Here is a 12,102-nt window from a genome sequence, read left to right on the forward strand (position 1 = left end):
CGCGGTGCGTGTGACGCGCAGAAGTACGAGAGGCCGGCGCCAGACCGGTCCGGCGAGCTTTATTTTCGCCGGCATCACCAGGAGACAGACAACATGGCATCCCCCGATCACGCCGGCTCCGTCGCGAAAGAGAGCGGCGGCGCGACGTATTCCGATAACGCAGCCACGCGTGCCGCCGCGGCCACGCCGCTTAACGCCGGCAGCATTTCCGCGCGCCTCGACCGGCTGCCCGCCACGCGTTCCGTCAGGAAGCTGGTGGTGCTGCTGAGCCTCGGCTTTTTCTTCGAACTCTACGATCTGCTGTACTCCGGCTATGTCGCGCCGGGACTCGTCAAAAGCGGTCTGCTGACGGCGACCACGCACGGCCTGTTCGGCTCGACCGGCGTCGCGAGTTTTATCGCGGCGTTGTTCAGCGGCCTCTTTATCGGCACGATCGCGTGCGGCTTTCTGGCGGATCGCTTCGGACGCCGCGCCGTGTTCACGTATTCGCTGCTTTGGTACACGGCGGCCAACGTCGTGATGGCGTTTCAGGAAACGGCCACCGGTTTGAACTTCTGGCGCTTCGTGGCGGGAATCGGTATCGGCGTCGAACTGGTGACGATCGGCACGTATATCTCCGAACTGGTGCCCAAGCAGATTCGCGGCCGCGCGTTTGCGTGCGAGCAGGCGGTCGGCTTTACCGCGGTGCCCGTGGTGGCGTTTCTCTCGTATCTGCTGGTGCCGCGCACGCTGCTCGGACTCGACGGTTGGCGCTGGGTCGTGCTGATCGGCGCGCATGGTGCGCTGTTCGTGTGGTGGATCCGTCGCGCGTTGCCGGAAAGCCCGCGCTGGCTCGCGCAGCAAGGACGTCTCGACGAAGCCGATCGCGTGATGACCGAGCTCGAAGCGAAAGTGCGCCGCGAATACGGCCGTGAGCTGCCGCCGCCCGCGCCGCCGGCGCCGGTCGCGCCGCGCGGCAGATTCCGCGACATGTGGGTGCCGCCGTACCGCAGCCGCACGCTGATGATGACGATCTTCAATATCTTCCAGACCGTGGGCTTCTATGGCTTCGCGAACTGGGTGCCCACGCTGCTCATCAAGCAGGGCATTACGATCACCACCAGCCTGATGTATTCGAGCGTGATCGCGCTGGCCGCGCCGCTCGGTCCCGTGATCGGACTTTTTATCGGCGACCGCTTCGAGCGCAAGACGGTGATCGTGGTGATGGCGGGTGTGAATATCGTCTGCGGGCTGTGGTTCAGTCAGGCCGCGGGCGCGGTGCTGCTGGTGAGTCTCGGCGTGTGTCTGACGCTCGCGGGCAACATCATTTCGTATAGCTTTCATGCGTATCAGACCGAGCTTTTTCCGACCAGCATTCGGGCGCGCGCGGTGGGTTTTGTGTACTCGTGGAGCCGGTTTTCCGCGATTTTCACGGCGTTTCTGATTGCAGCGGTGTTGAAGCACTTCGGGACGAGCGGCGTGTTCGTGTTCATCGCTGGGGCGATGCTGATCGTGATGCTGGCAATCGGATTGATGGGGCCGCGCACGAAGGGGATCGAGCTGGAGAAGATATCGCAATAGCGCCGGTTTGTATTTGCAAACTCGTGAAGCATTACGCCGCACGCAGCTCTGCTTCATCCTTCAGGGCACGCTTTGGCGATTGAAAAGCGACAATCTACAGAACGTTGAGCTGCGCCCAGGCCGACGCCGGAGACGAATTGGCTGGATTGCAGTCAGGATGAGAAAGCGTGCGGCGCGCAGTTGAGTTTTGATAATCGCGAGCGCGCCGAACAATCTTAAACCTGCTGATCGGTGAGTCCGCCCACTCTGGCCGTAGCGGATGCGCGCCCCTGAACGCTCAGCAGATGCTCGCGCATGCACCGGGCCGCTGTCTGTCCATCACGGGCTTTCATGGCATTGACGATAGCCTGATGCTGCTGGGCGAAGTACTGCCGGGTCTCCTGGGCCACCGTCTTCTCACGCACGTCCGGCTTTACGCGCATGCTGTTGATGACTTCCATCAGCGCGATGAGTGCGGGATTACGGGTGGCCTGGCCGATCAGCAAGTGAAAGCGGTGATCCCATTGTTGCCACTCTTCATCGTTTTTCGCGGCAGCGTTCTTACGTGCGCATTTTTCCAGTTCCAGCAGTTCGTCCCAACTGGCTTTCGTTGCGGCGAGTTCCGCAAGTGCGGGCTCGAACAGCAGTCGCATCTCGGCGATATCCGCCGGACTGGTCCCCGCGCGCAGTCCACGCAGCGTGGGACCGAACTTCAGTGGACGCGCTCCCAGGTAGGTGCCGCGTCCGACACCGCGCCAGACCCGGCCTGACGCCTCCAGTGAAGCCAGCACCGAGCGCAGTTCTCTTCGACTGACTCCAAGTTCTTCCGCCAGCTTTCTTTCGGGCGGCAGCACATCGCCGTCCTTGAGTTGATGGTCGGCGATATAGCCGAGCAAGCCGTCCAACACTGTCTTTTCCATTTTTCCCCAGCCGAACCAATGATTATTGGTGCAAACAGTAGCAGAATTGGCGCGCCCGTGACGCGCGTATTCCAGAAAATTTTTTGACCCGCTATGTTGCTGGAATGTTTCAGGTTAACATCGGGCGAAACGCAGTGGCTTTAGTCGTATCCCCGTCTTTTGTCTAACTCGTACCTATGGTGATTGGTTCAGCCGCCAGTCGCCCGTCATCGCATAAGGAGCAGTGCATGTCGTTCACAACCCGCCCGGAGCTGATCGGCACATTCGGCATGGTGGCCTCCACGCACTGGCTCGCCAGCGCGTCGGCCATGGCCGTTCTTGAGAAAGGCGGCAACGCATTCGATGCCGCCGCCGCCGCCGGTTTTGTTCTGCAGATCGTCGAGCCGCATCTGAACGGTCCGGGCGGCGAACTGCCGGTCGTGTTCTACAGCGCGCGGGAAGACCGCGTGCGTGTGCTTTGCGGGCAGGGCGTGACGCCCGCGACCATGACTATCGAGCGTATGCGGAACTTGGGGCTCGAGGTCGTTCCGGGTACGGGCTTGCTGCCTGCGGTGGTGCCCGGTGCGTTCGGCGGGTGGATGGCCATGCTGCGCGACTATGGCCAGTTACCGCTCGAAGACGTACTGAGCTACGCCATCGGTTATGCGGAAAACGGCTATCCGGTGCTGCCGCGCATGACTTCATCGATTCTCGCCATCAAGGATTTCTTCCGGACCGAATGGCCGACTTCGGCCGAGCAATGGCTGCGCGACGGCGACGCGCCGATGCCAAACCAGCTATTCGCCAATCCGGCGATTGCAGACACGTACAAGCGCATTCTGCGAGAAGCGAATACGCGGCGTGATCGCGCCGAACAGTGCGAACGCGCCCGCGAGGTCTTTTATCGCGGATTCGTGGCTGACGCCATTGACCAGTATTTTGGTTCGACGGCCGTTCTCGACACGTCGGGTCAGCGCAATCGCGGCCTGCTCGACGCCGGCGACCTCGCGCGCTGGGAACCGTCCTATGAAGACCCTGTTTCATACGACTATGGAGATCTCCGCGTCCACAAGACTGGTCCGTGGGGCCAGGGGCCGATGTTCCTGCAGCAGCTGGCGCTGCTCAAGGGATTCGATCTCGCGGCCATGGACCCGCTGGGCCCGGACTTCGTCCATACGGTCATCGAGTGTTCGAAGCTCGCGTTCGCCGACCGCGAGGTGTTTTATGGCGACCCCCGGTTTGCGCGCGTGCCCATGGACGTGCTGCTGAGTGACGCCTACAACGACGAACGCCGTCGGCTGATCGACCCGCGCCGCGCATCATTTGAATTCCGTCCAGGCACGCTCGGCGACAGCGGGCAACGCGCCGCGCGCATCGTGGCGCTGGCTGGAAAGGAACAGTCCGGCGGTTTCGGGCAGGGTGAACCGACGTTTGCCCCGTTGCCTGAACTGCGAGGCGATACGGTTCATCTTGATGTCGTCGACCGGTGGGGCAATATGGTTTCGGCTACACCGTCGGGCGGCTGGCTGCAGGCTTCGCCGGCGGTCCCCGGTCTCGGCTTCAACATCACCACGCGCGCGCAGATGTTCTGGATGGAAGAGGGCTTGCCCTCGTCGCTCGGCCCTGGGCGCCGTCCGCGCACGACGCTGTCGCCAACGCTCGTCACCCGCGCAGGCAAACCCTACGCGGCATTCGGCACACCCGGCGGCGATCAGCAGGATCAATGGTCGCTCCAGCTATTTCTCAAACATGTGCACGCCGGCATGAATTTTCAGGCGGCCGCGGATTCGCCGTCGTTCCAGACTGCTCACTTTCCGGGTTCGTTCTACCCGCGCGCGATGCACCTCGGCAAGATGTCCGCCGAGTCCCGTTTTCCGGAAAGCACCATCGCCGAGTTACGCGCGCGTGGGCACGACCTGACCGTGGCCGAACCGTGGGCGTTGGGGCGGGTCTGCGCGGTGGGGATCAGAAACGGTCTGATGCGTGGCGCCGCGACGCCGCGCCAGATGCAGGCCTACGCGGTCGGGCGCTAACGTCGGCATGACGGAGATCATGTCCATTTTTTCAGGGAGAAAGACACCGTGTCTGCCGTAGCCGCTCGTCTTGAAAGACTTCCGTTATCGGGCTTTCATCGGAAACTCCTGCTCATCGGTGGGTTGGGGTATCTGTTCGATGGACTCGATTCATCGTCACTCGCGTTCCTGCTGCCGGTCGTGAGCAAGCTGTGGCACCTGACGAGCGCCGAGACCGGCCTCGTCGCGAGCAGCACCTATATCGGCTACTTCTTCGGGGCTTTCCTGTCTGGCGTATTCGCCGATCTGATCGGCCGTCGCCGCATCATGATGTCGGCGCTGGCGATTTACTGCGTCGCGTCGCTCGCGAGTGCCGCTGCCACTGACTGGCACACGTTCTTCGCGTTGCGCATCGTCGCGGGTTTTGGTTCTGGCGCGGAGACGGTGGTGATCGCGCCATTCCTGGCGGAATTCGTGCCGCGACGTTACCGGGGCATGTTTTGCGGCGCGCTGGTTGGCTTCATGTCGTTCGGTTACCTGAGTTCATCCATCCTCGGCTTCGTCGTGGTGCGAAATTTTGCCGATGGCTGGCGCTACCTGGCCGTGGTGACTTCGTTGCCCGTCGTCATGTTGCTCTGGTGGCGCAGGACGTTGCCCGAGTCGCCGCGATGGCTCGAGAGTCAGGGCCGAACCGATGAAGCGAACCGTATCGTGAGCACGATCGAGTCATGGTTTGCCGCCCGTGGCATTCATGTTCCCCCGGTCAGTTCCGTCGGCATCATGCCCGCATCGGCGCGTGCAAGTGGTAGCGCGTTGCAGAACGTGCTGACGCTGTGGTCGCCGCGACTCGCGCGCACCACGGCAGTAAGCTGGTTGATGTGGTTTTCGGTTGCGTTCGCCTACTACTCGTTCTTCTCCTGGATTCCAAGCCTGCTCCTCAAAGAGGGGCTCACCATGACGAAGAGCTTCGGCTATTCCATCGCGATCTATGGGGCGCAGATTCCGGGGTATTTCTCGGCCGCATGGCTCAATGAACGGATCGGCCGGAAGGCCGTGGTCGCATCGTACATGCTGCTGGGGGGCATCGCGGCGATCGCGCTTGCGTTCTCTCACACGGGAATCGGCATCATGGCCGCGGGCATATGCCTGTCGTTCTTCATGAACGGCGCGTTCGCAGGCGTGTATGCGTACACCCCGGAAGTGTTTCCGACTGCCGTTCGCACGACCGGCACCGGGTCGTCCTCATCGTTTGGCCGCATTGGCTCGGTGAGCGCCCCCATTCTGGTTGGCCTCGTTTATCCCGTGTTCGGGTTCCTTGGCGTGTTCGCCATGACCACGACGGTGCTGCTCATCGGGGCCTGCGTGGTTTTCTTCCTGGGTATCGAGACTCGCAACCGCTCGCTCGAAGACATCGAGGCCGAGGAGCTCGGCCGCGTGCAGGATGTTCGAGGCCCGCTCAATTCCACTGAAATACACGGCTGAATGCCGTGATTTGCTAACTCTTTGATATAGACCATGCAAGGCAACCGGATCGAAACTGCGTCGCCAGCCCGCCACGCGCTGGATATTTCGAATCTTGAGCATCTCGCGAAGGCCATGCGGCTCAAAGGTCAGCCGATGGCGATTTTCCGCGCCGTTCACGAGGTGGCGGCTAGCGCAATCGGCTTCAGCCTGTTCACGATCATGTCCTACGATGCGCAAAACCAGGAGGTGGAGCGCGTCTACACCAACATGCCCGACGTCTACCCGGTTGGTGGGCGCAAGAAGAAACACGGCACCCCGTGGGCCAGACAAATACTGCAGGATCTCAAGCCGTTTCGCGCAGAGACGCCACAAGGCATTCGCGAAGCGTTCGACGATCACACCGTGATGATCGGCATGGGTCTCGGATCGATACTGAACATCCCGATCGCCTACGACGGCGTGTGCATCGGCACGATGAACCTGACGCATCAGGAGAGGTGGTACACGACAGGACATGAAGAGTTGGGATTGCTGATCGGTTCCTTCCTGGCTCCCGCTCTCATTTCGCGCAATACGATATCCGCCAGCAGCTTGACTGCTCTCTGACATGACCACCACCCAACGTGTTGCAACAACGTCACCGGCGAGCCAAACCGCCGGATCGCAAGGCCGCTGGCTGCTGGTTTTCGTTCTCGGCTATCTCGCACTAATGGCCGATGGCGCCGACGTCATGATGTACGGCCTCACGCTAACGCGCATCAAGGACGACTTCGGGCTGAGCAATGTCCAGGCCGGCGCATTGGGCAGCCTGACGTTGTTAGGCATGGCTGTCGGCGGGATTCTCGGCGGCTGGGCGAGCGACCGCATAGGGCGGGTGAGGGTGGTGGTCTGGGCGCTGGCGCTCTTTTCGCTCGGCGCGGGGCTGCTCGGGCTCACGCATAGTTTTCTGGAATTCGCGATTGTCCGTTTCATCAGCTCGTTGGGCATCGGCTGTATGGTGCTGGTCACAACGCTCGTTGCCGAATATGTGCCCACGGAACGGCGCTCCCTGATTCTCGGTGCATTGCAAACCGGTATTTCGGCCGGCTACATCGCCGTCATTGCATTGAGCAGCTGGATTTTGCCGCACTACGGTTGGCGCACGCTGTACTACGTGTCGGCGCTGCCTGTCGTGTTTGCTTTGGCGATCAAGTTCGCGGTCCCCGAGCCGGCCAGCTGGCGGGCAAGTCATGCCGTCGAGCGCACGAGCCCGCGTCGATGGCGCGACAGCCGCTACCACGTGATTTTCAGCAATCGACAGACACGAACCTTGTTCATTCTGTGGACCCTGGCCTCGATTTTCATTCTTTCCGGTTTCTATGGCTTGAACAACTGGTTACCGACTTACCTCGAAAAAGAACTGCATATCAAGTTCAGCGCGCTGACTGGATACATGATCGGCACCTACGTCGTCGCCTTCATCGGCAAGATCTTTGCTGGTTGGCTGGGTGACCGCTGGAGCCGGCGTGGCGTTTATGTCTTCGGCTGCGTGGGCGCCGCGCTTTTTCTGCCGGTGATCATCTTCTGGCATACGCGAGAGAACATTGCTGTCCTCATGCTTTTCTTCGGGTTTCTGTACGGCGTACCGCTGGGCACGATCGGCACTTTCATGTCCGAGAGTTTCGCCACTTCTATTCGCGGCACTGCCGTGGGCGGCTCCTACAACCTGGGCCGCTTCTGCTCGGGCGCGGCGCCTATCGTCATCGGCTTCCTGGCCACGCAGTTCTCCATCGGACTGGGTTTCCTCGTGGTCGGCGCGGTGTTCTTCCTGAGCGGCGTGACCGCGCTGTTCATCCCGGATCGGTTGTACGACACGGAGCGCCCGTCCACGCCGTGAGTCGAAGCAGGCGCGCAACGCGCTTTTTATTTACGCGCGATGCCAGCACCGCCTCAGAACAACTGCTTCTGGCCTGACATCAAGGTTGTGAAATCATCGCGCAACAGCGGCAGGATAGCGTCGGCGACGGGCTGCAATTGCCGCGTCAGATAGTGTTCGTAATCGATTGCGGAGCGTAGCGTTTCCAGCGGCTCGGGTCCGGCAACCGTCATCACATAGCTGATCCAGCCGCCGTTCTGGTATTGCAGCGGGCGCCCTTGCCGCCGATTGAACTCGTCCGCCACACGTGCCGCGCGCACGTGCGGCGGCACGTTGCGCTCGTACTCGCCGAGCGGCCGGCGCAGGCGCTTGCGGTACACGAGCTGATCGTCGAGCTTGCCTGCGAGCGTGTCGCGCACATAGTCGCGCACGTAATCCTGATACGGTTGCTGCGTGAAGATGCGCCGATACAGTTCCTGCTGGAACTGCTGAGCGAGCGGCGTCCAGTCCGTGCGTACCGTTTCGAGTCCCTTGTAGACGATGTCTTCGCTGCCGTCCTGCAAAACGGTGAGGCCGGCATAGCGCTTCTTGCTGCCTTCCTCGGCGCCGCGAATCGTCGGCATGAAGAAGCGCCGATAGTGCCGTTCGAATTGCAATTCGAGCGCGCTGTCGAGCCCGAATCGCGCCTGCAGATTCTGCCGCCACCACGCGTTGATATGCTCGACCAGCGCGCGGCCGATGCGGCTCGCGTCTTCCTCGCTGTGCGCGTGTTTGAGCCACACGAAGGTCGAATCCGTGTCGCCGTAAATGACTTCGTAGCCTTCGCCCTGAATCAGTTCGCGCGTGGCATGCATGATTTCGTGGCCGCGCATGGTGATCGACGACGCGAGACGTGGATCGAAGAAGCGGCAACCGGTCGATCCGAGTACGCCGTAAAAGGCGTTCATGATGATCTTCAAGGCCTGCGAAAGCGGCTTGTTGTTCTCGCGTTTGGCCGTTTCACGGCCTTGCCAGACTTGCCCGACGATTGACGGCAGACAATGCCGCGTGCGCGAGAAGCGCGCGCCGAGAAAGCCCGGCACTGATTGATCGTCGGCGGGATTCAGCATGCCTTCGACGAGGCCGACCGGGTCAATCAGAAAGGTTCGGATGATGGACGGATACAGGCTCTTGTAGTCCAACACGAGCACGGAATCGTAGAGGCCGGGGCGCGAATCCATCACGAAACCGCCGGGGCTCGCGGCGCCGGCCACGTCGCCGAGATTGGGCGCGACGTAGCCGTGCCGATGCATGCGCGGCATGTACAGATGCGTGAACGCCGCCACCGATCCGCCGCTGCGATCCGCCGGCAAACCGGTCACGCTCGCGCGCTCCAACAGGAACGGCAGCAACTCCGTTCTGGCGAAGATGCGCGTGACCAGCTCGCAGTCTTTGAGGTTGTACCGCGCGAGCGCGGGCTTGTCTTCATCGAAGCGGCGTTGGATTTCATCCATGCGCTGATACGGATTGTCGATCGCCTTGCCCTCGCCCAGCACCGTGCGCGAGACATGTTCGAGACTGAACGAAGGAAAACTCCACGTCGCGGAACGCAGCGCCTCGATGCCGTCGATGATCAACCGTCCCGCGGCGCCGGCAAAGAAATGGTTCTGTTTGAGTCCATGCTCGCGCCATTCCATTACCGCGCCGCCACGGCCGAGCCGCAACGGTATGCGATATTGTTCGGCATGCTGCTGCAGCACGCGCAGATCGAACTGCACCAGATTCCAGCCGATGATCGCATCGGGATCGTGCCGCTCCAGCCACACGTTCAGTTTTTCCAGCAACTGCGCGCGGGTTTCACAGTATTCGAGGTCGAAGTCGAGCATGCTCGCGTCGCCGTTGGGCGGCCCCAGCATATATACCTGGCGCTGTCCGCAACCTTCCAGCGCGATGGAATACAACTCGGCGTGAGCGCTGGTTTCGATATCGAGCGAAACCAGCTTCAAGGGCGGGCGATAGCTGGTGGCCGGTTTGAGTTCGCTGTTCAGGAGCGGGCCGCTGTTGCCGTTACTCTGCGTATCGCCGCTGAACCACACCGGTGCTGTGATGAAGCGCTCCATCATGTAGCGCTCGGGCGGAAAGATATCGGCTTCGTACACGTCGACGCCGCCTTGCTTCAGGCGTTTCTCGAAACCCGTCAATTGCCGGTACTGCGGGCAGTAAAGTCCCATGACCGGCCGATGCCGAAAGTCGCACAGATCGAGTGGACGCAGATCGAGCGGCGCCTCGCGGCGCAGGATCGTTTCGGCTCGCTCGCGATGTTCGGCGGGAACGAACGCCACCGATGGCTGAGGGCGCAGGCGGACGTGACGAGGCCCGCCGTCCGTTGCCAGCCAGAAATCGACTTCCGTGCCGGCCGGCGTGTCGCGCCAATGTCGGGTCAAAATGAAACCCTGTTCAAGCTCGGTCAAACTTCCACCTCTAAAACGGGCGTGATCGCCTTGCGGGATTTTACCGCCATGCGCTTCGCGTCGCGACGCGATCCCCGAGTACATCGCTCGGACTCGCTGCGGCAGCCGCATGCGCACAGCCTTCCGGCACGCTGGATGCATCAGCGTCGCGCAGTCTGTATGATCGTGGGGCAGCGATTCCTTTCGGCGCCGGCCATGCACCGGTCAAGTCTACTAAAAGCGGAGTGAACGATATGAGATTGGGCAAACTCGTTGTTGTCGTCGCAGTAGCTGCAACCAGCCTCGGTGCGCAGGCGCAAGTCGCCGGCACGCAACCGCTGAGCGTCACGGTCGAGCAGTCGAATGCGCTGCTGAGCGGCTGGAGTGTGAAGAAGAGCATTCTCGGCAAGTCGGTGTACAACGACCAGAACGAGAAAATCGGCACGGTCCGCGATCTGGTCATCGCGACGGACGGCTCGCTGTCCGCGGCAATCGTCTCCGCGGGCGGTTTTCTGGGCGTGGCGTCGCACGACGTGGCGGTGCCCATCGCAGCGCTGGACATCCGCCAGGGGAATTTCTATCTTGCCGGCGCCACCAAGGCCGCGCTGAAGGCGACGCCCGAGTTCCAGTACAACAAGGTTCAAACGCCGCCGAAGCCTAAAAAGCTGACGGGGCAATAAATGCGGCAAGCCGGCACGGTCGCTGGCTGAGTCGCGGGAAGCGGCTCTGGATTGAAGGCGGTTATAGACAAGCGGCGCTCGCGGCGCGAATCGGTGGGTGGGAGAAACCGTTTCGCGCGTGCGGCGCCGCTTTTGTATTTTCAGCGGATCATGCTGCTGAGTCGAATTCGAATCGAAGCCTTGAATCAGGCCTTTTATTAGGCTTCCAATGCGAGCGCGGCGAATGTACCCAGCCAGTGCTCGCCCATATAGTCGCCAGCCACGTGTGGCAGCGCGCTTTGCAGATGCCGCTCGGCTGCATCGAACAATATCGCCCGGCGAATATCGCCTGCCGGCAGTGCGCGCGCCAGCGAACGTTGGCACCATGCGCGGCTGAGATTCAGGCCGTCGAGATGAGCGATCTTGCCGTCGCTGCGATCCGTCACGGTGACGGGCTCGAACAGCGTAGCGGGCTTTTTCGTGCCGAGGTCCGGCAGAAAGCGGCCGAACCAGTCGACGAATTGCGCGGGCGGCAACACGCGGCGCATGAGTTCCGCCTCCATGAGCGAAGGCGAGAGGAATTCGTCGCCGGCAGGCTCCCATGCCTGACACGCTACGTCGTTCACAAACCAGCGTTCCGCGGTGTTCACGACCAGTGCTTCCAGCGATTCACGCGATGTTTGCCGCGCGAAATCCAGCGTCAGCGCCAACGCGAAGGCCATGTTGAAGTGCGTGCCCACGCGCAGCGGGTAGGTCGCTTTCGGCAGAAATTCCTCGAAGCATTCGACGAACACCTTGGTGAGCGGCGCGAAGGTTTTCGACCAGCGCGCGGCGTCGGAGAGCTTCAACGAATTGAGTTGCGCGCTGAGCGCGAGCAGCCAGGCCCAACCATACGGGCGCTCGAAACCACGGTTGTGCGGCAGTTCGAGATAGGCAATTTCGCCGGCCACATTCGCCGCGGTGAAATGCTCGTCGACCACCGCGACGATGCGCGCCGCTTCAGGTAGATCGGGAAAGCGCTCGAGCAGATGCAGGATCAACCAGTAGCCGTGCACGCATGAATGCCAGTCGTAGCTGCCGTAAAAAATCGGGTGCAGCGCGCGCGGGCCCTGCACGTCTTGCGGGCCCGCGAGCGAATGCGTCAGCTTGTTCGGGTATTCGCGCGTGAGATGGGCGAGCGCGAGATTGGCGAATTTCGATGCGAATTCGCGGGTGAGTTGAATAGTCATCGGCGGTTCCTCAAAG

9 protein-coding genes are annotated in these 12,102 nt (G+C 61.7%); 6 read left to right on the forward strand and 3 right to left on the reverse strand.

Annotation, left to right across the window (positions count from 1 at the left end; all coding sequences use genetic code 11):
* The first annotated feature begins 93 nt into the window (after positions 1-93).
* On the forward strand, positions 94-1,560 hold the full coding sequence (locus tag RI103_RS24085) for an MFS transporter (protein WP_310818111.1): 1,467 nt from the start codon (positions 94-96) through the stop codon (positions 1,558-1,560).
* 215 nt (positions 1,561-1,775) lie between these two features.
* Here the strand turns inward: RI103_RS24085 and RI103_RS24090 are convergent, their stop codons facing one another.
* Entirely contained in the window at positions 1,776-2,459 is a 684-nt protein-coding gene (locus RI103_RS24090; protein WP_310818113.1) for an FCD domain-containing protein, read from the reverse strand.
* Between the two features lie 227 nt (positions 2,460-2,686).
* On the opposite strand from RI103_RS24090, the gene RI103_RS24095 reads away from it, so the two are divergent.
* Genes RI103_RS24095 through RI103_RS24110 form a run of 4 tightly spaced genes read left to right on the forward strand, consistent with a single transcriptional unit; the run spans position 2,687 to position 7,790 of the window.
* The gene (locus RI103_RS24095) at positions 2,687-4,471 is read left to right on the forward strand and encodes a gamma-glutamyltransferase family protein (RefSeq protein WP_310818114.1); all 1,785 of its coding nucleotides are present in this window, start codon (positions 2,687-2,689) and stop codon (positions 4,469-4,471) included.
* A gap of 48 nt (positions 4,472-4,519) precedes the next feature.
* Positions 4,520-5,932, forward strand: coding sequence for an MFS transporter (locus RI103_RS24100; RefSeq protein ID WP_310818116.1), 1,413 nt, complete (start codon positions 4,520-4,522; stop codon positions 5,930-5,932).
* A gap of 33 nt (positions 5,933-5,965) precedes the next feature.
* Positions 5,966-6,520, forward strand: a complete 555-nt coding sequence (locus RI103_RS24105) for a GAF domain-containing protein (RefSeq protein ID WP_310818118.1) — start codon at positions 5,966-5,968, stop codon at positions 6,518-6,520.
* A 1-nt stretch (position 6,521) separates the two neighbouring features.
* Positions 6,522-7,790, forward strand: a complete 1,269-nt coding sequence (locus tag RI103_RS24110) for an MFS transporter (RefSeq protein ID WP_310818120.1) — start codon at positions 6,522-6,524, stop codon at positions 7,788-7,790.
* Positions 7,791-7,843: 53 nt separating this feature from the next.
* On the opposite strand, the gene RI103_RS24115 is transcribed toward RI103_RS24110, so the two are convergent.
* Positions 7,844-10,219 (reverse strand): DNA polymerase II, encoded by a 2,376-nt coding sequence (locus RI103_RS24115; protein ID WP_310818121.1) that lies wholly within the window; start codon positions 10,217-10,219, stop codon positions 7,844-7,846.
* Positions 10,220-10,452: 233 nt separating this feature from the next.
* Here RI103_RS24115 and RI103_RS24120 point away from each other — a divergent pair, with 233 nt between their 5' ends.
* Positions 10,453-10,878: a PRC-barrel domain-containing protein gene (locus RI103_RS24120; RefSeq protein WP_310818122.1), complete on the forward strand. Its 426-nt coding sequence runs from the start codon at positions 10,453-10,455 to the stop codon at positions 10,876-10,878.
* A gap of 197 nt (positions 10,879-11,075) precedes the next feature.
* Here the strand turns inward: RI103_RS24120 and RI103_RS24125 are convergent, their stop codons facing one another.
* Positions 11,076-12,086 carry a DUF2891 domain-containing protein gene (locus tag RI103_RS24125; RefSeq protein WP_310818123.1) on the reverse strand — a complete coding sequence of 337 codons (1,011 nt, stop codon included), beginning with the start codon at positions 12,084-12,086 and terminating at the stop codon, positions 11,076-11,078.
* Positions 12,087-12,102 lie beyond the last annotated feature (16 nt).

It is taken from the genome of Paraburkholderia sp. FT54, assembly GCF_031585635.1.
Classification (GTDB): Bacteria; Pseudomonadota; Gammaproteobacteria; order Burkholderiales; family Burkholderiaceae; genus Paraburkholderia.